Source organism: Aquamicrobium aerolatum DSM 21857 (assembly GCF_900113935.1).
In the GTDB taxonomy this organism is placed as follows: domain Bacteria; phylum Pseudomonadota; class Alphaproteobacteria; order Rhizobiales; family Rhizobiaceae; genus Aerobium; species Aerobium aerolatum.
In genome coordinates this window covers 121,366-144,644 of record NZ_FORF01000003.1, presented here as the reverse complement: position 1 = coordinate 144,644, position 23,279 = coordinate 121,366, and the positions used below count along the sequence as shown (strand labels likewise).

The 23,279-nt window shown below is 63.7% G+C and carries 26 protein-coding genes; 11 read left to right on the top strand and 15 right to left on the bottom strand.

All coding sequences use genetic code 11. The features are described 5' to 3' along the window. Positions 1-30: 30 nt before the first annotated feature. From BMZ42_RS03700 to obgE, 8 genes are all read right to left on the bottom strand, one after another. Positions 31-1,359 carry a S41 family peptidase gene (locus tag BMZ42_RS03700; RefSeq protein WP_091518763.1) on the bottom strand — a complete coding sequence of 443 codons (1,329 nt, stop codon included), beginning with the start codon at positions 1,357-1,359 and terminating at the stop codon, positions 31-33. Beyond that, complete coding sequence (locus BMZ42_RS03695; RefSeq protein ID WP_091518761.1) at positions 1,349-2,647, bottom strand: murein hydrolase activator EnvC family protein; 1,299 nt, start codon at positions 2,645-2,647, stop codon at positions 1,349-1,351. The genes BMZ42_RS03700 and BMZ42_RS03695 overlap by 11 nt, the downstream gene beginning before the upstream one ends. Positions 2,648-2,742: 95 nt before the next feature. Beyond that, entirely contained in the window at positions 2,743-3,222 is a 480-nt protein-coding gene (gene rlmH / locus BMZ42_RS03690; protein ID WP_091518758.1) for a 23S rRNA (pseudouridine(1915)-N(3))-methyltransferase RlmH, read from the bottom strand. Positions 3,223-3,297: 75 nt separating this feature from the next. Then, entirely contained in the window at positions 3,298-3,708 is a 411-nt protein-coding gene (gene rsfS / locus BMZ42_RS03685; RefSeq protein WP_091518756.1) for a ribosome silencing factor, read from the bottom strand. Positions 3,709-3,792: 84 nt separating this feature from the next. Beyond that, positions 3,793-4,389, bottom strand: a complete 597-nt coding sequence (locus BMZ42_RS03680; RefSeq protein WP_091518982.1) for a nicotinate-nucleotide adenylyltransferase — start codon at positions 4,387-4,389, stop codon at positions 3,793-3,795. Positions 4,390-4,422: 33 nt separating this feature from the next. Then, a complete protein-coding gene (locus tag BMZ42_RS03675) occupies positions 4,423-5,709 on the bottom strand; it encodes a glutamate-5-semialdehyde dehydrogenase (RefSeq protein WP_091518753.1) in 1,287 nt (428 codons plus the stop codon). Then, positions 5,693-6,847 carry a glutamate 5-kinase gene (gene proB / locus BMZ42_RS03670; RefSeq protein ID WP_091518751.1) on the bottom strand — a complete coding sequence of 385 codons (1,155 nt, stop codon included), beginning with the start codon at positions 6,845-6,847 and terminating at the stop codon, positions 5,693-5,695. The genes BMZ42_RS03675 and proB overlap by 17 nt, the downstream gene beginning before the upstream one ends. After that, positions 6,844-7,878: a GTPase ObgE gene (gene obgE / locus BMZ42_RS03665; RefSeq protein ID WP_091518748.1), complete on the bottom strand. Its 1,035-nt coding sequence runs from the start codon at positions 7,876-7,878 to the stop codon at positions 6,844-6,846. Before obgE ends, proB begins: the two co-directional genes overlap by 4 nt. 98 nt (positions 7,879-7,976) lie before the next feature. Here obgE and BMZ42_RS03660 point away from each other — a divergent pair, with 98 nt between their 5' ends. Further along, positions 7,977-8,897 (top strand): endonuclease/exonuclease/phosphatase family protein, encoded by a 921-nt coding sequence (locus BMZ42_RS03660; RefSeq protein ID WP_091518747.1) that lies wholly within the window; start codon positions 7,977-7,979, stop codon positions 8,895-8,897. Between the two features lie 27 nt (positions 8,898-8,924). Here the strand turns inward: BMZ42_RS03660 and BMZ42_RS03655 are convergent, their stop codons facing one another. The 4 genes from BMZ42_RS03655 to BMZ42_RS17920 form a co-directional block, all read right to left on the bottom strand. Then, positions 8,925-9,515, bottom strand: a complete 591-nt coding sequence (locus tag BMZ42_RS03655) for a GNAT family N-acetyltransferase (RefSeq protein WP_091518744.1) — start codon at positions 9,513-9,515, stop codon at positions 8,925-8,927. Between the two features lie 118 nt (positions 9,516-9,633). Beyond that, positions 9,634-9,903 (bottom strand): 50S ribosomal protein L27, encoded by a 270-nt coding sequence (rpmA, locus tag BMZ42_RS03650; RefSeq protein ID WP_091518742.1) that lies wholly within the window; start codon positions 9,901-9,903, stop codon positions 9,634-9,636. Positions 9,904-9,931: 28 nt separating this feature from the next. After that, positions 9,932-10,537 (bottom strand): 50S ribosomal protein L21, encoded by a 606-nt coding sequence (gene rplU, locus BMZ42_RS03645; RefSeq protein WP_091518980.1) that lies wholly within the window; start codon positions 10,535-10,537, stop codon positions 9,932-9,934. Positions 10,538-10,771: 234 nt separating this feature from the next. Continuing rightward, entirely contained in the window at positions 10,772-11,569 is a 798-nt protein-coding gene (locus BMZ42_RS17920; RefSeq protein WP_091518740.1) for a hypothetical protein, read from the bottom strand. A gap of 111 nt (positions 11,570-11,680) precedes the next feature. Here BMZ42_RS17920 and BMZ42_RS03635 point away from each other — a divergent pair, with 111 nt between their 5' ends. Then, positions 11,681-11,986, top strand: a complete 306-nt coding sequence (locus tag BMZ42_RS03635; protein ID WP_091518977.1) for an alkylphosphonate utilization protein — start codon at positions 11,681-11,683, stop codon at positions 11,984-11,986. A gap of 70 nt (positions 11,987-12,056) precedes the next feature. Here the strand turns inward: BMZ42_RS03635 and hemN are convergent, their stop codons facing one another. Continuing rightward, positions 12,057-13,382 carry an oxygen-independent coproporphyrinogen III oxidase gene (gene hemN, locus BMZ42_RS03630; protein ID WP_091518738.1) on the bottom strand — a complete coding sequence of 442 codons (1,326 nt, stop codon included), beginning with the start codon at positions 13,380-13,382 and terminating at the stop codon, positions 12,057-12,059. Between the two features lie 104 nt (positions 13,383-13,486). Between hemN and BMZ42_RS03625 the strand changes: the two genes are divergently transcribed. Beyond that, entirely contained in the window at positions 13,487-14,239 is a 753-nt protein-coding gene (locus tag BMZ42_RS03625; RefSeq protein ID WP_091518975.1) for a Crp/Fnr family transcriptional regulator, read from the top strand. Between the two features lie 10 nt (positions 14,240-14,249). Here BMZ42_RS03625 and BMZ42_RS03620 read toward each other — a convergent pair whose 3' ends face one another. Beyond that, the gene (locus tag BMZ42_RS03620; RefSeq protein ID WP_244523141.1) at positions 14,250-14,819 is read right to left on the bottom strand and encodes a hemerythrin domain-containing protein; all 570 of its coding nucleotides are present in this window, start codon (positions 14,817-14,819) and stop codon (positions 14,250-14,252) included. Between the two features lie 125 nt (positions 14,820-14,944). On the opposite strand from BMZ42_RS03620, the gene ccoN reads away from it, so the two are divergent. From ccoN to ccoP, 4 genes are read left to right on the top strand one after another with little or no spacing between them, the layout of a single operon-like run. Further along, the gene (gene ccoN, locus BMZ42_RS03615) at positions 14,945-16,567 is read left to right on the top strand and encodes a cytochrome-c oxidase, cbb3-type subunit I (RefSeq protein ID WP_091518971.1); all 1,623 of its coding nucleotides are present in this window, start codon (positions 14,945-14,947) and stop codon (positions 16,565-16,567) included. Positions 16,568-16,577: 10 nt separating this feature from the next. After that, positions 16,578-17,309, top strand: a complete 732-nt coding sequence (gene ccoO / locus BMZ42_RS03610) for a cytochrome-c oxidase, cbb3-type subunit II (protein ID WP_091518734.1) — start codon at positions 16,578-16,580, stop codon at positions 17,307-17,309. Between the two features lie 12 nt (positions 17,310-17,321). Beyond that, positions 17,322-17,474 (top strand): cbb3-type cytochrome c oxidase subunit 3, encoded by a 153-nt coding sequence (locus BMZ42_RS03605; RefSeq protein WP_091518732.1) that lies wholly within the window; start codon positions 17,322-17,324, stop codon positions 17,472-17,474. A gap of 1 nt (position 17,475) precedes the next feature. Beyond that, the gene (ccoP, locus tag BMZ42_RS03600) at positions 17,476-18,330 is read left to right on the top strand and encodes a cytochrome-c oxidase, cbb3-type subunit III (protein WP_091518730.1); all 855 of its coding nucleotides are present in this window, start codon (positions 17,476-17,478) and stop codon (positions 18,328-18,330) included. A gap of 124 nt (positions 18,331-18,454) precedes the next feature. Here the strand turns inward: ccoP and BMZ42_RS03595 are convergent, their stop codons facing one another. Next, positions 18,455-18,640 carry a hypothetical protein gene (locus BMZ42_RS03595; RefSeq protein ID WP_091518728.1) on the bottom strand — a complete coding sequence of 62 codons (186 nt, stop codon included), beginning with the start codon at positions 18,638-18,640 and terminating at the stop codon, positions 18,455-18,457. Positions 18,641-18,792: 152 nt separating this feature from the next. Here BMZ42_RS03595 and ccoG point away from each other — a divergent pair, with 152 nt between their 5' ends. From ccoG to ccoS, 4 genes are read left to right on the top strand one after another with little or no spacing between them, the layout of a single operon-like run. Then, entirely contained in the window at positions 18,793-20,352 is a 1,560-nt protein-coding gene (gene ccoG, locus BMZ42_RS03590; RefSeq protein ID WP_091518726.1) for a cytochrome c oxidase accessory protein CcoG, read from the top strand. Then, the gene (locus BMZ42_RS03585) at positions 20,349-20,846 is read left to right on the top strand and encodes a FixH family protein (RefSeq protein WP_091518723.1); all 498 of its coding nucleotides are present in this window, start codon (positions 20,349-20,351) and stop codon (positions 20,844-20,846) included. Before ccoG ends, BMZ42_RS03585 begins: the two co-directional genes overlap by 4 nt. Further along, positions 20,843-23,086: a cation-translocating P-type ATPase gene (locus tag BMZ42_RS03580; RefSeq protein ID WP_091518721.1), complete on the top strand. Its 2,244-nt coding sequence runs from the start codon at positions 20,843-20,845 to the stop codon at positions 23,084-23,086. Before BMZ42_RS03585 ends, BMZ42_RS03580 begins: the two co-directional genes overlap by 4 nt. Then, complete coding sequence (ccoS, locus tag BMZ42_RS03575) at positions 23,083-23,241, top strand: cbb3-type cytochrome oxidase assembly protein CcoS (RefSeq protein WP_091518719.1); 159 nt, start codon at positions 23,083-23,085, stop codon at positions 23,239-23,241. The genes BMZ42_RS03580 and ccoS overlap by 4 nt, the downstream gene beginning before the upstream one ends. Positions 23,242-23,279: the final 38 nt, after the last annotated feature.

Genomic DNA, 23,279 nt, shown 5'->3' with positions numbered 1-23,279 from the left:
TCATTGTCCAGTTCCAGAACCGCTGACCGGCTACTGGTTGAGCACTGCCTTGTCCGGGTCTGGCGGGAAGGCGGCATGGGTCTGCGCCCCGCGCAGAAGATCAAGCGCGTAGTTCAGCTGCACGTCGTCCTTTGCCTCCGGCGGCACATAGGCGACCGAGCCCGACCCGGCATCGTCTTCCTCAGCACCGCGAATATGGCCCGGCAGGCTCGATTCGCCGCGCGAAACATCGCGGCCCAGCAATTCGTCCGGCAGCGGCTGATCGACCTTGATGTCCGGCGTGATGCCCTTGCCCTGGATCGAAGTGCCCGATGGCGTGTAGTAAAGCGCCGTGGTCAGCCGCAGCGCGCCATTTTCGCCCAGCGGAATGATCGTCTGCACCGAGCCCTTGCCGAAGGACTGCGTGCCCACGACCGTCGCACGGCGATGATCCTGCAACGCACCGGCAACGATTTCCGAGGCACTTGCCGAGCCGCCATTGATCAGCACCACCAGCGGCTTGCCGTCGATCATGTCGCCGGCCCGCGAATCGAAGCGGGTGATGTTCTTGGGATCGCGGCCACGCGTCGAAACGATCTCGCCCTTGTCGAGGAACGTGTCGGTCACGCTCACCGCCTGATCGAGCAGTCCACCGGGGTTGAGACGCAGATCGAGCACATAGCCCTTCAGCTTGTCGTCCGGCACCTGCTTCTTGATGTCGTTGATCGCGGCCTGCAGATCGTCGAAGGTCTTTTCGGTGAAGGAGTTGATCTTCACATAGCCCACATCGCCCTCGACGCGATGGCGCACCGCGCGCACCTTGATGACATCGCGCACGATGGTCAGCTTGATCGGCTCGGTCGCGCCTTCGCGAATGATCGTCAATTCGATCGGCGTGTTGACCGCGCCGCGCATCTTGTCGACCGCGTCGGACAGCGTCAGGCCGCGCACTTCGGTGCCGTCAATCTGCGAGATCAGGTCACCGGACAAAACGCCGGCACGCTCTGCGGGCGTTCCTTCGATCGGCGCAATCACCTTGACCAGCTCGTTTTCCATCGACACTTCGATGCCGAGGCCGCCGAATTCGCCACGTGTCTGCACGCGCATGTCCTGCGCCGCTTCCGGGTTGAGATAGGACGAATGCGGGTCAAGCGATGTCAGCATGCCGTTGATGGCGCTTTCCACCAGCTTGTCGTCTTCGGGCGGCGTCACATACTGGGCGCGCACGCGTTCGAAGATGTCGCCGAAGATCGCCAGCTGGCGATAGGTCTCGGACCCCGCCGCATTTGCCGCGACCCCGCCTGCGCCTTGGACAAGGCTCATGGCGGAAGCGCCCAACAGCGCACCGGCAAACAGCAGCGTCAATGATTTACGTATCATTTGCGGTCCTTCCAGAACTTCGTTCCGCCCACCACGGGGCCGGATCGACGGGTTTGCCATCCTTGCGAAACTCGACGTAGAGCTCCGGTCCGGTATTCTCCTGCGCGAACGCCACCGCGCTCGCCACTCTCGCCTCGCCCATCAGCCCCACCGGCTCACCTGCCAGAACGGACTGACCGGGCGACACACTGATTCTCGCCATACCCGCCAACACGATATGATAACCCCCGCCGGCATTGAGGATCAAGAGTTGGCCGTAGGAACGGAACGGTCCCGCATAGAGCACGGACGCGCTCACCGGGGCGGTCACAATTGCCGTCGAATGTGTCGCAACCATGTCGCCCTGCATGGTCCCGCCATGGGTGTCGCTCTGCCCGAAACGCAGCTGCAACTCGCCTGTCACCGGCAGTTCCAGCTTGCCCAGCAAAGCCTGCAAAGGCAGCGCGCCCGGCAGCCTGAACTGTTGCGACGGCGTCACCCGGCCCGGCTCCGTCGGCAGGTCCGGCTCCGCTGGTTGGCGCGCCGCCATCTCGATCTCGCCCTCCAGCGCGTCTATCAGCTCGCGCAACGTCGCGGCCTGTTGCGATAATTCAAACGCGCGCGCCTCTTCCTGCAACAGCTTGGTTTCGGTCGCCGCCTGCAGGCGCTGCTTCTCGTCGACCAGTATCGACAGGCGCTCCTGCTCTTCCATCTGCGCCGAGACGGTCTGCGTCAGCCGCTCGCGCTGGTTCTCGATGGTCGCCATCAGCCGCGCCAACTCCTGCAGATCGCCGATCAGGATCGTCGTTTCGGCGCGCAGTTCCGGCACCACCGCGCCGAGCAGGATCGAGCTGCGCACCGACGACAGCGCGTCTTCCGGGCTGACGAGAATTGCCGGTGGCGGGTTGAGGCCCATGCGCTGCAGCGCGCCGAGCACTTCGGCCAGCACGCCACGCCGCTCATTGAGCGAATCGCGCAGGTCTTTCTCCTGCATCGCCAGAAGGTCGAGCCGGTTGGCGATCTCGCTGACCTCCTCGGCCAGTTTGCGCTCGGTCTTGGCTGCCTGCACCAGTGCCGCCGACAGGCTCGCATGATCCTTGCGGATCGTTTCGATCTCGCTTGCGATTTCCTGTGCGCGCTCTTTCGACAGCGTCAGTTCCTCGGTGATCCGGCCGAACTTGCCCTGCTGCTCGTCGCGCTGCGCCTCCAATGCCGGCAAATCCTGCGCCCACACGCCCGCCGCCGCGGCGCCCAGAAGAAGCCCGGCTGTAACGGTCGTAAGGAAACTGCGTGCGATCCGGCCAGTCATGATCCGTCATTGAGATGGTGAAGCAGACTACCGCTGCTGCGTTAACGAAGCCTCAACCATAAGATCGGCGCAACTGGGGCGGAGTCGGCCCAATCTCAGCTGCGATGATAGGGGTGCCCCGAAAGGATGGTGGAAGCGCGGTAAAGCTGCTCGGCCAGCATCACCCGCACCAGCTGGTGCGGCCAGGTCTGCGCGCCAAACGACAGGATCGTGTCGGCGGCCGCGCGCGAGCTGGCATCATGACCGTCCGGGCCGCCAATCGCAAAGACGAGGTGCTTGCGCCCATCATCGCGCAACCGCCCGATACGCGCGCTCAATTCTTCCGAGGTCGGGTTCTTGCCGCGCTCATCGAGCAGGAACAGCACGGCGTCGCGCCCATGCGCCTCCAGCGCCGCAGCTTCCTCGCGACGGCGCTCGTCAAGACTGCGCGCGCGGCTTTCAGCGATCTCGCTGACCCCGCCAAAGTCCAGCCCGATCGCCGGTCCCGACTTTGAAAACCGCGAAAAATAGCGCTCGGCAAGCTCCCTCTCGGGGCCGGCCTTCATCCGCCCGACAGCATGAACGCTGATACGCATGTCCTGCCTTCCGCAGCCCGCCGCACCTCGTCGGATCGCCGTGCGTCCCTTGGGACGCAGCCGGCAATCAGAGCTTCAGTGCACGGTGTCGTCGTCCAGATCCGGCGTAAGCCACATCTTTTCGATATTGTAGAATTCCCGGACTTCGGGGCGGAAGATATGGACGATGATGTCGCCGGTATCGATCAGCACCCAGTCGGCGCCGCTCATTCCCTCAACACGCGGGAAACCGAGCCCGGCATCTTTCAGCGCCGAGATCAGATGATCGGCGACGGCAGCAACATGCCGATGCGAGCGTCCCGACGCGATGACCATATAGTCACCGAGTGTGGACTTGCCCTGCAAATTGATCGAGACGATATCTTCTGCCTTGGAGTCATCGAGACTGGCAAGGACGAGTTCGAGGGCGCGAGATACGTGGTCAATGCCGCTTACCTCTGCCGGCGAAGGCTGGAGTTCCGCCTTCTTCTCTAGTGCTGTTCTCAGTGTCTTTCCTTTCCGACAAGAACAAGCCCGCCATGCGCATCGTTGCGCTGGCAGACTATAGATAGGCAGTTTATGGCGTCAGTTTCAAGACGAACTGCCGGAACGTGCGGCCCGCAGCGCCGTCGATGACAATGACGAGCGCGGGCCGTGAATGAAAGTCCAGGCCGGTGGCGCCCGTCTTGCAAGGTTTGCGGCGTCGCGCTCGGGGATGCGGGCAGCTTCGAAACTGCGCGCCATCACCGACGAGCCCAGCGCCAGCGTCGAGCCGGGCCGGTCGATCACCGCAATCGGCATGGTTGCGGCGATGTCGCGCCAGCGCTCCCACAGATGGAAACCCGCCAGATTGTCCGCGCCCATCACCCAGACGAAATCGACGCCTGGATTGCGCGTCTGCACCAGCCCCAGCGTATCCGCCGTATAGCGCACGCTGAACGCCGCCTCGAACGCCGTGACCTTGATGCGCGGGTCGTGGACGATCTGTTCCGACAGCGCGATCCGCTCTGCCAGCGGCGCGATCTCGCGCCCCGCCTTCAGGGGATTTCCCGGCGTCACGATCCACCACAGCTGATCGAGTTCGAGCACCCGCATGGCCGTTTCGGCGACAAGCACATGGCCGTCATGCGGCGGGTTGAACGAGCCGCCGAACAAGCCGACCTGCATGCGCTTTTCGACATGCGGCATGCGCAGATAGTGCGGAGCGACGGCCTCCTCCACCTAACTGCGAACCTGCCCGTTGCCACGCACGCGATATTTGAACGAGGTCAGCTGCTCGACACCGACCGGGCCGCGCGCATGCATGCGCCCGGTAGCGATGCCGATTTCCGCGCCCATGCCGAACTCGCCGCCATCGGCAAATTGTGTTGAGGCATTGTGCAGCAGGATCGCCGAGTCGATCTCGTTGAAGAAGCGTTCAGCCACCGCCGCATCGTCGGCCACCACGGCTTCGGTGTGGTGCGAGGACCAGCGTTCGATATGCTCGATGGCGTCACCGACGCCGTCAACCAGCTTCACCGCAATGATCGCGTCGAGATATTCGCTCGCCCAGTCCTTATCGTCGGCAGGCTTGGCCGCGCCATAAAGCCCCTGCACCTCATCCGTGCCGCGGATCTCGCAGCCGGCCTTGGCCAGCGCTTCCAGCACCGGCACCAGATGCGTGTCCTTCACCGCGCGGTCGACCAGCAGCGTTTCCGCCGCGCCGCAAATCCCGGTGCGCCGCATCTTGGCGTTGAGCGCGATCTCGACCGCCATGTCAAGCTTGGCCGACTTGTCGATATAAAGGTGGCACAGGCCTTCCAGATGCGCAAACACCGGCACCCGCGCTTCCGTCTGCACCCGCTCGACCAGCGAGCGTCCGCCGCGCGGCACGATCACGTCGAGATTGCCGCCAAGACCTTTCAGCATCTCGCCGACAGCGGCGCGATCCGTCGTCGGCACCATCTGGATGGCGTCTTCCGGCAGACCTGCGGCCTTGAGGCCCTTCACCAGACAGGCATGGATCGCCGCCGACGAGTTGATCGAATCCGACCCGCCACGCAAAATCACCGCATTGCCCGCCTTCAGGCACAGCGCGCCGGCATCCGCCGTCACGTTCGGGCGGCTTTCATAGATCACGCCGATGACGCCGAGCGGCGTGCGCACGCGCTCGATATGCAGGCCGTTGGGACGATCCCATTCAGCAATCACCTCGCCGATCGGGTCTTTCAGTTCGGCAATGGTGCGGATGCCGTCCTCGATGCCGCGAATGCGATCCTTGGTCAGCTTGAGCCGGTCCAGCATCGCCGGCGACAGCCCGGCTTCCTCGCCATTGGCAAGGTCGATGGCATTGGCGTCGAGAATGTCCTGTGCGCCAAGGCGCACGGCTTCGGCCATGCCGATCAGCGCGGCATATTTGCGCTCTGCACTTGCGAGCGCCAACGGTCGGGCAGCGGCGCGGGCTTTCACACCCACCTGCGCCATCACAGGTGCCACATCCGTTTCGTGCGTCTCATGCGCTTTGAGCATGACCGATCTCCGTTTCCAGTCCGCGCGACATCACCAGATCGTCGCGATGCACCATGGCCGAGCGGGCTTCATGACCCAGCGCAGCCTCGATTTCCGTCGTCTTCAGCCCCGCGATCCGCACCGCCTCGGGTGCATCATAGGCGACCAGACCGCGCGCGATCTCGCGTCCGGCCGGGTCAAGGATTGCAACCGTATCGCCACGCGAAAAGCCACCCGAAACCAGCGTCACGCCTGCGGCCAGCAATGATTTCCCCGATTTGAGCGCCTTGACCGCGCCGTCATCGACGCTGATGCGCCCCGCAGGCTCCAGATTGCCGGCAATCCAGGTCTTGTAGCCGCGCACCGGCGTCGGGCTGGCGGCAAACCAGGTCGCGCGCTCGCCGGCATCGATCGCGGCCAGCGGATGCAGGCGTGAGCCTGCCGTAATCACCATTGCGGTGCCTGCGGTCGTTGCGATCTTGCCGGCATCGATCTTGGTGCGCATGCCGCCGCGCGACAATTCCGACGCCGCCCCGCCTGCCATCGCCTCGATCTGCGGCGTGATCCGCTCGACAAACGGAATGAACTGCGCATCCGGGTTCTGGGCCGGCGGCGCGGTGTAGAGCCCGTCAATATCCGACAGCAACACCAGCAAGTCCGAGCCCATCATCGTCGCCACGCGCGCGGCGAGCCGATCATTGTCGCCATAGCGGATTTCGCTGGTCGCCACCGTATCGTTCTCGTTTATGACCGGCACGGCGCGCATCTTCAGAAGCGTGCCGATGGTGGCGCGCGCATTAAGGTAGCGCCGGCGCTCCTCGGTATCGCCCAGCGTCACCAGAATCTGGCCCGAGCGCAGATCGTGCTTGGCCAATGCGTCCGACCATGCGCCTGCCAGCGCGATCTGACCGACGGCAGCTGCCGCCTGGCTTTCCTCAAGCCGCAGCGCCCGTGCCTTCAGCCCCAGCAGCGTGCGCCCGAGCGCAATCGCGCCCGACGAGACCACCAGAACCTCGGTGCCCTGCGCGGCAAGCGCGGCAATGTCCTCGACCATCGAGGCCAGCCAGTCGCGCTTGAGGCCGCAAGCCCGGTCGACCAGCAAAGCCGAGCCGATCTTGACCGTGATGCGGCGATAATCCTTCAGCGCACGTGCGGTCATTTCGTCCACCGGTCGTCGATTTCCACCGGCGCTTCCAGCGCGCGCGCTTCTTCCACGATGGCGATCAGGCCGCGCAGCGTCTCCTCGACGCCCTCGCGCGTTGCCGCCGACAGGGCAACCGGCGTCTTGCCGCTGGCCTGCGCCAGCGCCGCGAGCTTTTCTTCGCGCGCTTCGGCGTCAATCGTGTCGACCTGGCTCAGCGCGACGATCTCGATTTTTTCGTCAAGCTCATTGCCATAGGCTTCCAGTTCACCGCGCACGATCTCATAGGCGCGCGCCGGGTCTTCTTCCTGCGCCGAGACGAGATGCAGCAGGACGCGCGTGCGCTCGACATGGCCAAGGAAGCGGTCGCCAATGCCGACGCCCTCGCTCGCGCCTTCGATCAGGCCGGGAATGTCGGCGATGACGAATTCGCGCGCATCGACGCGGGCAACTCCTAAGCCCGGATGGAGCGTCGTGAACGGATAATCGGCAATCTTCGGCTTGGCCGCCGTCACCGCCGCCAGAAAGGTCGACTTGCCGGCATTAGGCAGCCCGACCAGCCCGGCATCGGCAATCAGCTTCAGCCGCAGCCAGATCGTGCGATCCTCGCCCGGCAGGCCGGGATTGGCGCGGCGCGGCGCCTGGTTGGTCGAGGTTTTGAAATGCTGGTTGCCAAATCCGCCATTGCCGCCCTTGGCGAGCAGATAACGCTGCCCCACTTCGGTCAGGTCGCAGATCAGCGTCTCATTGTCCTCGTCGAAGATCTGCGTGCCGGCCGGCACTTTCAGCGTCACATCGGCGCCCTTGGCCCCGGTGCGGTTGCGACCCATGCCGTGCACGCCGGTCTGGGCGCGGAAATGCTGCTGATAGCGATAGTCGATCAGCGTGTTGAGCCCGTCGACGGCCTCAGCCCACACGTCGCCGCCACGGCCGCCATCGCCACCGTCCGGGCCACCGAACTCGATGAACTTTTCACGCCGGAACGAGACAGAGCCAGCGCCCCCTGCGCCGGACCGAATATAGACTTTGGCTTGATCGAGAAATTTCATCGGATTGACAGTCTGTCTGTTCTTCTGTTGTGAAGCGCTTGCTCTAGCGCATGATCTTCAGGGAATCACGCTCAAAACGGCGAAGGGGACGAAACGGCATGAAATGCGTCAGCTATAACATACAGTTCGGCTTTGGCTGCGACGCCAAATTCGACCTCACCCGCATCATCGACGCCATTCGCGGTGCCGATGTCATCGCATTGCAGGAGGTCACGCGCAACAGCCCGATGAATGGCGGTGCCGATCTCGTCGCCGAGATCCGTGCGGCGCTGTCCGAATATTTCGCCGCCTACGGCCCCAATTTCGAAGCCGATGTCGGCTCCCACGTCAAGGACGGCAAGGCCATCGACATGCGGCTCCAGTTCGGCAACATGATCCTGTCGAAGACGCCGATCCTGTTGTCGCGCAACATCCTTCTGCCGCGCAGCCGCAGCTATGACAAGGTCAACCTGCAGCGCGGCGCGCTCGAAGCACTGATCGACACGCCCAACGGACCGACCCGCTTCTATTCGCTCCATCTCGACCATCGCGGCGCCGACGAGCGCATGCGCCAGATCGCCTTCCTGATGGACCGGCTGCTTCTCTACCCGCTGGAAGGCGGCGCCATCACCGGCATTTCCGAGATGGGCTTTCCCGAACCGCCGGTGCCGGAGACCTATGTCGTCATGGGCGATTTCAACATGCTGCCCGGCTCGCCCGAATATCACGCCATTGTCGGTGCGGTCGATCACGAGTTCGGCGTCCCGATTTCGGCGCGCCATGCGGTCGATGCCGGCGCGCTGCCGGTCGGCGACACCGCCAAGACCTGCGTCAATCTCGAAGACCCCGCCGATGTCTCGATGCACAAGCGGCTCGATTACTGCTTCGTCCATCCGCTTTTGGCCTCCAAGGTCAAATCGGTACGCGTCGACAGCGCCGCGGTCGGCTCCGACCACAAGCCGGTCTGGGTCGAGTTCGACTGGAATGCCGAAGCTGCCCCGTCGCTGCCATTTGCCCATCATCTGACCCAGCCTTCCTGACCCTGAAATCTACTGGCCAAAACAGCTTCAGTTTCGACCCCAGCTGCGCAGGCTGACCCAGGTGCGCCGGTCGAGCGAATAGCGCTCCACCGGCACCCGTCCAGCGGCGTGCGATTCCAGCATGCCCTGCCCGAAATACTGGAAGCCGCATTTGTGGATCACCCGCCGCGAGGCGTTGTTGGTGACGCGGCACTGGACATAGAGCCGCTCGATCGCGCTGGCGCGGAACGCCAGATCGACCAGCGCATGGGCGACCTCGGTGGCATAGCCATGGCCCCAATAGGGTTCGCCGAACCAGTAGCCCAGCTCCAGCCCGTCCGGGCCGCCATGCAGGCCGGCGCAGCCGATGAAAGCGCCATTTCCAGCCAGCGACACGGCATAATTGCAGCCCGCCTGCACCGGATTACGCGCATTGTCGACGAAATTGCGCGCATCCTGCTCGCTATAGGGATGCGGCATGCGACCCAGCATATCGGCGACGCGGCGGCTGTTGGCCAGTTCCGCCAGCTCGGGGATGTCGTCCAGATGCGGTGGACGCAGCACCAGCCGCTCCGTCACCAGAACAGGACAATCGATTGTGGGACTTTCGTCCTCTAAATCTTCCTTCTCAAGAACCATTGCGCCCTCCGGGCAAAGAAAAAGGGGAGATGGCGACCCATCTCCCCTTGTTCCTTTTCCGGACTGTCCGGACACCGGTTCCCGAGATGGGGCGCCGGTGTCTTGGTGCGGTTCCGGCTTATTCCGCTGCTTCCTGAATCGGGTTTACCGATACATAGGTTCGGCCGTTGGCTTTACGCGCAAACGAGACCGCACCTGCTTGCGTGGCAAACAGGGTATGGTCGCGGCCCATGCCGACGTTCACGCCTGGGTGCCAGGTCGTGCCGCGCTGACGCGCAATGATGTTGCCCGCAACGACGATCTCGCCGCCGAACTTCTTGATACCAAGGCGCTTCGACTCGGAATCGCGACCGTTACGCGAGGAACCGCCAGCTTTTTTGTGTGCCATGGGAGTTCTCCTTCAGTTCCTGAATTTCTTACTCGGCGTCAGCTGCAGCTGCAGCTGCCTGATCGACCTTGGCGCGCGGTGCCTTGCCGGCCAGCAATTCCTTGGCCTGTGCAACCCACTCTTCGCGAACGATACGGCCACCCAGCGACAGCTCTTCGTCGAGCTTCGCGATGTCCTTCTTCTTCAAGGTCGAAATCTGCGCCAGCGAGGTGATGCCTGCTTCGGCGAGCTTGCCCTTGAGCACCGGGCCGACGCCCGAGATCAGCGACACGTCGTCGACGATTTCCTTCTTCGGGGCTGCTGCCTTGGAAGGCTTGGCACCGCCGGTGAGGATTTCCGAGATGCGGATCGTCGTCAGTTCCTGGCGATGACCGCGCTTGCGGCGCGAGTTCTGACGGCGGCGCTTCTTGAACGCGATGACCGTCTTGGCCTTGCCCTGCTCGACGACTTCAACAGCAACCGAAGCGCCGTCGACAAACGGAGCACCAATGGTCACGTCTGCGCCTTCGCCGAATGCAAGAACTTCACCCAGGGTGACGATCTCGCCGACTTCGCCGGCAACCTTCTCGATCTTCAACACATCGTCAGCGGCGACGCGATACTGCTTACCGCCAGTTTTGATGACTGCGAACATTTTTTTGCCTTTCGCTGTTCGGTCCGGCTTTGCGGTCGCTTGCGCGACCAGCCGGCTTTTTATCCAGTCGACTGATTGTCCATCTTGCGCGCTGATCGGTTGTCCGACAGCACACGAAACGACCGGCGCAAGCAAACTCGCACCGGATTTGGCCTCCCGTTACAGGAGGTGGTCAACAGAGTCAACAAACAGGGTGCGTCAATCTTTACGATTTCGCGCCTGCCGAGCCACGGCTCAGCTGTCGTCGCCCAGCCGGCGCGCGCCCATCCCCATTCCCATGCCCATACCCATGCCACCGCCGCCCATACCGCCACCCCCCATGCCACCTCCCATGCCGCCGGCACCGCCCTCCCTGCCGCGCTCTCCCTCGCCCTTGCCGCCGCGTCCGGCGCTGGCGGCGGAAGGCCGCGTCGGCCCCTGCGCCGGGATCAGCACATCGTCGGGGATGATCTCAAGACCCAGCGCCTTGCGGATATAGGCCCGCAGCGCCACCACCAGCTCTGCGGTCTGGATCGGATGTCCCGCCGCCAGCTGCGCCGCCGCAACGCTGGCCAGCCGCACATGCTCTTCGGTGCCGAGCAAAAGCACGTCGGACAGCGCCGCTTCCACCGCATCGCGCATCTGGATGCGCCGCTCGATGACGACCTGCGGCAGTCCGGCTTCCCCCGTCGCACCCGGCTCCGGCGCAACGATGGTCACCTGTTCGCTTGTCACCGCATCCTCCGGCACCAGCGTGCCCGGATCGGCCACCGCCGCCTCGCCTGCCCCCGCCCCCTGCATCATTGCTTCACGGTATTTGCGCCGCGAGCGCGGATCGATCTGCAGCTTGCCGGTAAACGAGCCACCGAGCACCTTGTAGGCCGCCATCAAGGTGCGCAGCCGTTCGTTGATCTGCCGGTTCATCTTCTGCTGGCGCTGCTGAACCGTCATCATCATCAAGACCCGCACGCCCATGCCCAGCACCATGAACAGCGCAAAGCCCAGCACCGTGGTCATCACCCCGTGCCACGAACTGAAATCGAAAAATCGCATATTCAGCCTTTCTGTCCGCAATCGGCGCAGATTTGCGATCCCGCGTCGGGCGGGTTAGGGAGCCTCATCACCCCGCTCAAACGGAGCGCCCCTGCATAAATGGAGATGATCATGGCTGATGACGACGAATATATCTACGACGAGGTATCCGGCGAATGGCTGCCGGCGTCTGAAATCGCCGCCCGCAATGCAGCTGCCAACACCATCGAGGTGCGCGACGCATCAGGCGCGCTGCTGGCCGATGGCGATTCCGTCGTCCTGATCAAGGATCTCAAGGTCAAGGGCGCCGGCCAGACGATCAAGCAGGGCACGCTGATCAAGTCGATCCGGCTGACCGACAACCCGGAAGAGATCGACTGCAAGTTCGACGCCATCAAGGGCCTCGTCCTGCGTACCGAGTTCGTGCGCAAGCGCTGAACAGCGTCCGGCATTGCCTGAAAAGATGGAGCACGTGCGCGGTTCAAAGAAAGCGGACGTGCTCCAACACTCAGACCGCCGCCGAATGGCGCGCGGTCCCTTTCGAAAAATAGGGATCAAAGCGCGCCGCCACCACACGCACCAGCACGCGATGCTGTTCCGGCACCACGAACAAATCGCCCTCGCGCACCAGCATGGGCGCTTCGTCCTGGCTGACCACGGCAGCTTCCGCCAGCACCTTGCGGGCCGCCGCGCCAAACAGCTCCAGCGCTTGCCTTCCCGAAAAACTGAAATCGCACATCAGCTTCTCGATCACCCAGCCGCGCAACCTGTCTTCATCGGTAAAGACGATGCCGCGCGCCGTCGGCAGCGTTCCTGCCCTGACCTGACGCTGATATTCGCCGGTCGCCGGAATGTTCTGCGCATGGCCCTGACGGTAGCGGCTCACCGAGGACGGTCCAAACCCGATCAGTGTCTCGCACAGATCGTCGGTGTAGCCCTGAAAATTGCGCCGCAACTTACCCGCGCGCGCCGCTTTTGCCAGCGTGTCGGTCGGCAGCGCAAAATGGTCGAGACCGATGATATCGTAGCCGGCTTCGGCGACGATGCGCGCCGCCACCTGCGACTGGATCAGCCGCTCATCAGCCCCCGGAAGCGCTGCCTCGTCGATCATCGTCTGGTGCTTCTTGAACCACGGCACATGGGCATAGCCGAACAGCGCGATGCGGTCGGGCCGCAGCGACAGCACCTGCGCCATCGTGGCCGCGACGCTCTCCTGCGTCTGGTGCGGCAGGCCGTAGAGCACGTCGAGATTGACCGAGCGCACGCCGCGGGCGCGCAAGCCATCGACCACCCATTTGGTATCGGCAAAGCTCTGCTCGCGGTTGATCGCCTTTTGCACCTGCGGGTCGAAATCCTGGATGCCAAGGCTCGCCCGCGTCAGCCCGACTTCAGCCAGCGCATCGAGCTTTGCCTCGTCGATATCGTTGGGATCGATCTCGACGCTGATCTCGGCGTCGGGCAGAAAGTCGAAATGGCCGCGCAGCGCGCCCATCACCTGATGCAGATGTTCCGGCTTCAGCATCGTCGGCGAGCCGCCGCCAAAATGCAGCGCCGCGACCTTGCCGCGCTTGTCGGTCAGTCGTCCGACCAGCTCGATCTCGGCCATCAGTGCCGCCACGAACTCGGCCACCGGCTCATAGCGCAACGTCTGCTTGGTGTGGCAGGCGCAGAACCAGCACAGCCGGTCGCAGAACGGCACATGGACGTAAAGCGACAGCCGCTCGCCCTCACCGATGGCGGCGAGCCAGCCTTCGACGGTCGCGCCGTCGACATCAGAATGAAAGTGCGGGGCGGTAGGATAACTGGTATAACGCGGCGCTGTATCGGCACTCATGAGACGTCTCCATTCTCTCCATTGGCCTGTGTCGCGCAGTCGCACACACGCCGCGTTGACTTGAATCAATGGCGTTTGCGGGGATAGTGACCTATTCATTCCGGATGCCGGCGAGCCGGCCGAACGACGACGAGCGAGCATTGCGCCCACAATCCGACAGTCCGCCTGCTCTGTGCACCGCATGCGAGGCCCGCCACCGCGGAGTCTGCGGGGCGCTGGACGGCGAGCAGCTGGCCGAACTGGCCCGCGCGTCGCACTTGCAGGTGATCGAAGAGGGCGCGGAACTGATCGGCGATGCCGAGCGCGTCGAAAGCTACAGCAATGTGCTGTCAGGTGTCGTCAAGCTGACCAAGACGTTGCCGGACGGACGCCAGCAGATCGTCGGCCTGCAATTTGCGCCCGATTTTCTCGGACGTCCATTCCGCGAGGAAAGCACCATCGGCGCCTCGGCGGCGACCACCGTGTCCTTGTGCTCGTTCCCGAAAAGCACCGTCGAGCGAATGATGCGCGAACAGCCGCAGCTGGAAAACCGGCTTCTGCGCCAGGCGCTCGATGAGCTCGATGACGCGCGCGAATGGATGGTCACGCTCGGACGCAAGACCGCCGCCGAAAAGATCGCCAGCTTCCTTCTGATGATCGCGCGCAACATCGCGCCGCGCGCGGCGGGCGCCGGGGAAACTGCCTCGTTCGACCTGCCGCTGACCCGCTCCGACATCGCCGATTTTCTTGGCCTGACGATCGAGACGGTCAGCCGCCAGCTGACCAAGCTGCGCATCGACGGCATCATCCGCATCGAGAACAACCGCCGCATCACCATCGAGAATGTCGTGCGGCTGGCCGGTCGCGCCGGCGACTGAGCGCTTTCCTCTAGATCGCCCGGCGTACCACCAGCGGCAAGAGATGTTCCTGCTCGAAGGCGACATGCCGGCGCTGCGCCTCGAAGAAGGCGCGCAGCATAAAGCCGAGCGCTTCCGCATTCGTCACCGGCGCGCCATCGCCCAGCGCTGACAGCGCATCGGCGACATCCTGCGCCGCGCCCTCATCGGCCATGTGCTCGCCCTTCAGTCTGCGGATCGTCTGCGCCCGGCTTCCGGGTTCGGCCTCGCCCCTCTCATAGGCGGGAAAGAAGTGCTGTTCTTCATAATCATGGCCATAGCGCAGGAGCGGCATCAGCATGTCGCCGACGATGCGGCACTGGCCCCGATCGACCCGGCCCGGCAGTGCGTCCGCGATCTCCTCCAGAACATCGCATAGCTGCAGAATGCGCCCGTGGCTGCGCTTGACCTGCGCGCAGGCGGGCGCGCCATCGTCATCGCAGGCCAGCTGGATCGGACAATCGACCGGCTGGCATCCGGCAACACATTCTGAACGAGACCCCACTTCCACCCCCAAATCCTCCACTTGTCGGCGAACCAGCGGCACAATGATCCAACCCACGGCCCAGACTCTTGACCTGGATCAAGGCAGGAGATCGCGCCGCGGGGGAATGGCATAGGTAATGGGGTGCCGCCGCCTGCGTGGCGGCATCCGCAATGGTCATCCTGCCGACCGGGGGTCTGAGAATGAGATACGGAGCAGAACTAACTGGCGTGGGGGTCTTGGCCTTCCTCGCCCTCATCGGCGCCGCAATGGGCGTCGATGAGCCATTCCGACAGCACATGTGGGTGCTGTTCTTCACGGTGGCCGCCTTCGGCGTCCTGCTGATGCGAAGGACCGCCTTCGTGCCGGCGCCAGCACACGACAATTCATCCTATATGGACGATGTCATCCGCTATGGCGCGATCGCCACCATGTTCTGGGGTGTCGTCGGCTTTCTTGTCGGTGTCATTGTGGCGCTGCAGCTGGCGTTTCCGGACCTCAACATCGAACCCTGGTTCAATTTCGGCCGCACCCGCCCGTTGCACACGTCGGCGGTGATCTTCGCCTTCTGCGGCAACGCGCTGATCGCGACCTCGTTCTATGTGGTCCAGCGTACCTGCCGGGCGCGCCTCTTCGGCGGCGATCTGGCCTGGTTCGTGTTCTGGGGCTACCAGCTGTTCCTCGTCATGGCAGCCACGGGCTATCTCCTCGGCATCACCCAGTCGAAGGAATATGCCGAGCCGGAATGGTATGTCGACATCTGGCTGACCATCGTCTGGGTCGCCTATCTCGTCGTCTTCATGGGCACGATCCTGAAGCGCAAGGAGCCGCATATCTATGTGGCCAACTGGTTCTATCTTGCCTTCATCGTCACCATCGCGATGCTGCACATCGTCAACAATCTGGCGATGCCGCACTCCTTCCTCGGCTCGCAGTCCTATTCGCTGTTTGCCGGCGTGCAGGACGCGCTGACCCAGTGGTGGTACGGCCATAACGCGGTCGGCTTCTTCCTCACCGCAGGCTTCCTGGGCATGATGTACTACTTCGTGCCAAAGCAGGCCGAGCGTCCGGTCTATTCCTACCGCCTGTCGATCATCCACTTCTGGGCGCTGATCTTCCTCTACATCTGGGCTGGTCCCCACCACCTGCACTACACCGCTCTGCCCGACTGGGCGCAGACGCTGGGCATGGTGTTCTCGATCATGCTGTGGATGCCGTCCTGGGGTGGCATGATCAACGGCCTGATGACGCTCTCGGGCGCATGGGACAAGATCCGTACCGACCCTGTCATCCGCATGATGGTTGCTGCCATCGCGTTCTATGGCATGGCGACGTTCGAAGGCCCGATGATGTCCATCAAGGCGGTCAACTCGCTGTCGCACTACACCGACTGGACGATTGGCCACGTGCACTCCGGCGCACTGGGCTGGAACGGCCTCATCACCTTCGCCGCGCTCTACTTCATGGTCCCGCGTCTGTGGAACCGGGAGAAGCTTTATTCGCAGCGTCTGGTGATCTGGCACTTCTGGCTCGCCATGGTCGGCATCGTGATCTACGCGGCAACCATGTGGGTGTCGGGCATCATGCAGGGGCTGATGTGGCGCGAATACGACAGCCAGGGCTTCCTGGTCTATTCCTTCGCGGAAACGGTCGCGGCCATGTTCCCCTATTATGTGATGCGTGCTGCTGGCGGGGCGATGTTCCTGCTGGGTGCCCTGATCATGGCCTACAACCTCACCAGAACCATCCTCGGGCACGAGCGCGAGGAAGATCCAATCGGCGGTAAGGTCGCAACTGCGCGCCCTGCCCTGCAGCCGGCGGAATAGGAGTTCGATCATGTCCCTTTTGGACAAGCACAGGATTATCGAAAAGAACGCCACGCTGCTTTTCGTCGGATCGCTCTTCGTGGTCTCGATCGGCGGTATCGTCGAGATCGCGCCGCTGTTCTACCTCGAGAACACCATCGAGAAGGTAGACGGCATGCGGCCCTACTCGCCGCTGGAGCTGGCGGGGCGCAACATCTATGTGCGTGAAGGCTGCTACACCTGCCATTCGCAGATGATCCGCCCCTTCCGCGACGAGGTCGAGCGCTATGGCCATTACAGCCTGGCGGCCGAGTCGATGTACGACCATCCCTTCCAGTGGGGATCAAAGCGCACCGGGCCGGATCTGGCCCGCGTCGGCGAGCGCTACTCGAATGAATGGCACGTCCAGCACCTCATCGAGCCACGCTCGGTGGTGCCGGAATCGGTCATGCCGAGCTATGCGTTCCTCGCCAACAAGAACCTCGACGTGCGCAATTTCGAAACGCACCTCATCGCCAACCAGCGCGTCGGCGTCCCCTACACCGAGGAAATGGTGCAGAACGCGGTTGCCGACATTCAGGCCCAGGCCGATCCGGATGCCGACACCAGCGAACTTCTGGCGCGCTATCCCAAGGCCAAGGTCGGCGATTTCGACGGCGATCCGTCGCGGCTGACCGAAATGGACGCGCTCGTTGCCTACCTGCAGATGCTCGGCACGCTGGTCGATTTCTCGACCTACGACGACGCTGCCGGCTACCGCTAAGGAGCGCTGATCATGGAAACCTACACCGCAATGCGCGAATTCGCCGATTCCTGGGCGCTGGCGGGCATGACGGTCTTCTTCATCGGGGTGGTGGTGTTTGCCTTCCGCCCCGGTAGCAAGAAGATCGCCGAACAGGTGGCACGTATCCCTCTCGAGGACGATTGAGATGAGCGAGAAAGATATCGACGAAGTCTCCGGCATTGCCACGACTGGCCATGAGTGGGACGGGATCAAGGAACTTGACAACCCGATGCCGCGCTGGTGGGTCTATACCTTCTACGCCACCATCGTCTGGGCCGTGATCTACACCATCGCCTTCCCGGCCTGGCCCATGATCACCTCGGCAACCTCCGGCATGATCGGCTGGTCGAGCCGCGGCGACGTCAAGCAGGAGCTTGCCGCAGCCGAGACCGCCAAGTCCGACTATGTCGCCGCCGTTGCTGCCGCTTCGGTCGAGGAGATCCTTGCCGACGACACGCTGCGCCAGTTCGCCACGGCGGCCGGCGCCGCCGCGTTCAAGGTCAACTGCGTCCAGTGCCACGGTTCGGGCGCAGCCGGTTCGGCCGGCTATCCGAACCTCAACGACGACGAGTGGCTGTGGGGCGGCACGCCCGAGGCGATCCGGACCACGATCGCGCACGGCATCCGCTTCGACGGCGACGACGACACGCGCTATTCGGAAATGCCGGCTTACGGCGACATGCTGTCGCGTGACGAAGTCAACGCAGTCACCAGCTATGTCCTGGCGCTGTCGCAGGGCGGCGAGCTCGACCCGGTCGGCACGCAGATCTTTGCCGACAATTGTGCCGCCTGCCACGGCGAAACCGGCAAGGGCGGGGTCGATTTCGGCGCACCCGACCTGACCGACGCGATCTGGCTCTATGGTTCTTCGAAGGAAGAGATCGCCAGCCAGATCCGCAGGCCCCGCCACGGCGTCATGCCGGCCTGGCAGGCCCGCCTCGGCGACACGACGGTCAAGGAACTGACGGTCTACGTCCATTCCCTGGGCGGCGGACAGTAACCACTGCCCGTTAGGGGGGCACCCGGTTCTCTGGGTGTTTTGGGGAGATACTGAGTGGCCCCTCGGTATCTCCCTTTTTCTTTGGGCCACGCACTTCCGCGGTTCGCGGAAAAGCGGGATTGTCCTACGGGCTTGGGTCGTGCGGGCGGTAGGCGATGAGAAGGCTCCACACGCCATAAAGCGTCGCCGCGCCGGCCAGCGCCGCCCAGCCGCTCTCACCATTGTGCCACTCGAACACTGTCCATGCGGCGCAGATCGCGACGATTGCGGCGCGGACCCACAGGGGCCGGAAAAAGTCGTTTCCGTTCATCAAAAACCTCGTTTTATCGTCTTTGATAGGCGTTATTGTCGCAGCAGGCGAGACAAACCGCCCCATCTGGTCTTTGATGTAGATCAAGGCTAGTCCCGGCCGGAACAATGCATCTGAAAAGTGCTGATCAGTCCCCCAGCCCGGAGAATGTAATGTCGAACGCAGTTGAGTTCGAGCGTCACGACGCGGAGGCCGTCAACTCGGCCAAGACCCGCCAGCCACTCTACGCGGCCCGCAAGAAGATTTTCCCAAAACGGGCCAACGGCTCGTTCCGGAACTTCAAGTGGCTGATCATGATCGTCACGCTGGGGATCTACTACCTGACGCCGTGGATCCGCTGGGACCGCGGCCCCTATGCGCCCGATCAGGCGGTCCTCGTCGACATCGCCAATCGCCGTTTCTACTTCTTCTTCATCGAGATCTGGCCGCAGGAATTTTTCCTTGTCGCGGGCCTTCTGGTGATGGCCGGGCTCGGGCTGTTCCTCGTCACCTCCACGGTCGGGCGCGCCTGGTGCGGCTATACCTGTCCGCAAACCGTCTGGGTCGACCTGTTCCTCGTCGTCGAGCGCTTCATCGAAGGCGACCGCAACGCGCGCATCAAGCTCGATCAGGGTCCGTGGACCGCGCGCAAGCTTGCGCTTCGCACCGCCAAGCACGCGACCTGGGTCGCCATCGCGGTCGCCACCGGCGGCGCGTGGATCTTCTATTTCGCCGACGCGCGCACTCTCCTGTTCGACTTTGCCACCGGCCAGGCCCCCGCGATCGCCTACATCACCGTCGCCATCCTCACCGCCACCACCTATGTCTTCGGCGGCCTGATGCGCGAACAGGTCTGCACCTATATGTGCCCATGGCCGCGCATTCAGGCGGCGATGCTCGACGAGCATTCGCTCACCGTCACCTATAATGACTGGCGTGGCGAGCCGCGCACCCGTGGTGCCAAGCGCAGCGCAGCCCAGGGGCTGGAGGCCGGCGATTGCGTCGATTGCAATGCCTGCGTCGTCGTCTGCCCGATGGGCATCGACATCCGCGAGGGCCAGCAGCTCGAATGCATCACCTGCGCGCTGTGCATCGACGCCTGCGACAGCGTGATGGACAAGCTTGGCCGCGAGCGCGGCCTGATCTCCTACACCACGCTTGGCGACTACAATCACAATATGGGCCTTGCCACCGGCAATGGCGCCCATGAGATCAAGCCTTCGCTGGTACGCAAGGAAGGCGGCGGTTTCATCGACCGCATCGCCCATTTCCGCCTGTCCTCGCTGGTTCGTCCGCGCACCTTCCTTTATTTCGGCGGCTGGGCGCTGATCGGCATGATGCTGCTCTATGCGCTCGTCACGCGTGACAATCTCGAGGTCAACGTCCTTGCCGACCGCAACCCGCAATATGTCGTCCTGTCGGACGGTGCGGTGCGCAACGGCTACACCGTCAAGCTGCTCAACAAGGTGCCGGAACACCGCGTTGTCACCGTCCGGATGAACGGTCTTGAAGGCGGCGGCATGAGCGTCGTCGGCATGGACATCCCCGAGGCGCGCAGCTTCTCCGTCGAGCTGGAGCCGGATCGTCTGCGTACGCTGAAGATCTATGTCCGCCAGCCACGCGATCTCGTCGAAGGCCGGGTCCAGAATTTCGACTTCATCGTCGAGGATACCACCAACGTCGACACCGCCACCTACAAGGCGACCTTCGAGGCCCCGGAGATTTCCCGATGAGCAGACCCGCCTCCCCCTCGCGCGGCTTCACCGGCCTTCACATGCTGGCCGTGATGTTCGCCTTCTTCGGCGTCATCATCGCGGTCAACATCACCATGGCCGTCTTCGCCAACACGTCCTGGACCGGCTTTGTGGTGCGCAATTCCTACGTCGCCGGGCTGGAGTTCAACGACAAGACGCAAGCCGCCCGCGAGCAGGCCGCGCTCAACTGGACCTCCAGCGTCGCCATCGCCGACGGGCGCGTCACCTTCACCGTGCACGACGCCGATGGCAAGCAGGTGGCCTTGTCCGAAGGCACCGCCAGCCTGCGCCGTCCGGTCAGCGACGCGGAAGACACGCTCGTCACCCTCAGCCCCGATGCCAAGGGTGGGCTTTCCGCCGACATCCAGCTGCGCGACGGCAGCTGGATCATCGAGACCAATGCGATCGCCGCCGACGCCACGCCGTGGCACGAGGCAACGCGCGTGCTGCTTCGCGAGGGAACGACGAAATGAGTTGCTGCGCGCCCGGAACTGAAGACCTTGCCGGCGTCGGCAGCATCCTGCCATCCGACGACGAGGTGGCTTTCGCCGCCCGCGATCTTGGCGAAGGCATGCATCAGGTCGAATTGTCGGTTCCAGGCGTTCACTGCGCCGCCTGCATCCAGTCGGTCGAAAACAGCCTGCGCAAGCTCGACACCGTCGAGAGCGCCCGCGTCAACCTGTCGACAAGACGGGTCAGCGTGCGCTGGCGTGGCGACCAGCTGCCGCCCATCGTTGGCACGCTCGCGCGCCTTGGCTATCCGCCAAATCTCTTCGACGACAATTCCGGCCAGAAGGATAAGACGCTGACCCAGCTGCTCGTCGCGCTAGGCGTTTCCGGCTTTGCCGCCGGCAACATCATGCTCCTGTCGGTGTCGGTCTGGTCCGGAGCGGAAGGAGCGACGCGCGACCTCTTCCACTGGGTGTCCGCGCTCATCGTCCTGCCGGCGATGGTTCTTGCCGGCGGCATCTACTACCGCTCGGCTTGGAGCGCGCTGCGCCATGGCCGCATGAACATGGATGTGCCGATCGCCGTCGGCATCACCATGGCCTATGCGTTGTCGATCTACGACACCATCCATTCCGGCAGCCATGCCTATTTCGACGCGTCGGCAACGCTGCTGTTTTTCCTGCTGATCGGCCGCACGCTCGACCATGTGATGCGCAACAAGGCGCGCGCTGCGGTTGCCGGCCTTGCCCGCCTTGCCCCGCGCGGCGCACTGGTTCTTGGCGCGGACGGATCGCGCGACTACCGGCCCGTCAACGAGGTCGAGCCCGGCATGCAGCTGCTGGTCGCCGCCGGCGAGCGCATCCCGGTCGATGCGCGCATCCTGTCCGGCACGTCCGACCTCGACTGCTCGCTGGTCAATGGCGAGAGCGCGCCGCAGGCCGTCTCGGTCGGTTCCCAAATTCAGGCCGGCGCGCTCAACCTCACCGGTCCGCTCACACTGGAAGCAACCGCCACCGCGTCGTCGTCTTTCCTCGCCGAAATGGTCCGGCTGATGGAAGCCGCCGAGGGTGGGCGCGCCCGCTACCGGCGCATTGCCGACCGCGTCGCGACGCTCTATTCGCCGGTCGTGCATCTGGCCGCGCTGTTCACCTTCATCGGCTGGGTCATCCTCACCGGCGACTGGCACCATTCGGCCACCATCGCCATTGCCGTCCTCATCATCACCTGCCCTTGCGCGCTGGGTCTGGCCGTGCCGATCGTCCAGATCATGGCCGCGCGCCGCCTTTACGAAAACGGCATCATGGTGCGCGATGGCGCGGCGCTTGAACGCATGACCGAAGCCGGGGCCGTCATCTTCGACAAGACCGGCACGCTGACGCTTGGCCAGCCGGTGCTGGTCAATGCCAGCGAGATCGCACCCGAGCACATGGAAGTCGCCGCTTCGCTGGCAGCCAGCTCGCGCCACCCGATGTCGCAGGCAATCGCGGCCTATCGCGGCTTTGGTGCCGCGCCTGAATTTGACGCCATCGAGGAACTCCCCGGCTTTGGCATGGAAGCGCGTTCCGGCGCTGATGTCTGGCGGCTTGGCCGCGCCGGCTGGGCCGGCAATGGCAACGAGGAGGGCACCGTCCTTGCCTTCAACGGCAAAGCGCTTACCACCTTCAATTTCCAGGACCGGCTGCGCACTGACGCGCGCGCCACGGTCGCCGCGCTCAAGACCGCTATTGGCCCGGTCGAGATGTTGTCGGGTGACACGCAGGCCGCCTGCGCCCGTGTTGCAGCCGAGCTTCAGCTTGATGCGTGGCAGTCCGGCCTGCTTCCGGCCGAAAAGGTCGGGCGGATCGAGGAATTGCAGGCTGCGGGCCGCAACGTGCTGATGGTTGGCGACGGGCTCAACGATGCCCCTGCCCTCAGCGCTGCCCACGTCTCGATGGCCCCCGCCACCGCTGCCGATATTGGCCGCAACGCCGCCGACTTCGTCTTCCTGCGCGACAGTCTGAAAGCCGTTCCGCTGACGCTGGAAGTCTCGCGTCGTGCTGCGCGCCTGATCCGCCAGAACCTCTACTTCGCCTTCGCCTACAACGTCGTTGCCGTGCCGATCGCACTTTTGGGCTACGTCACGCCCTTGGTCGCCGCCATCGCGATGTCAGGCTCGTCGATCGTCGTCATCGGCAATGCGCTGCGCCTGCGCAGCCCCGCCAGCATCGAGGACGTCTCGGCTTCTTCTTCCACCTTCACGCGTGCGGCAGAGGCCAGCAGATGAGTATTCTCATCTATCTCATTCCGATTGCGCTGTTTCTTGGTGCCATGGCGCTGATCGCCTTTTTGTGGGCGCTGCGCAGCGGCCAATATGAAGATCTCGACGGAGCCGCCGCACGCATTCTGCTGGATGACAAGGAGTCTAGCGACGAGCGCTAGAACAACTCCAGCAAAAGTAGGCTGGTGGTGAAAAGCAA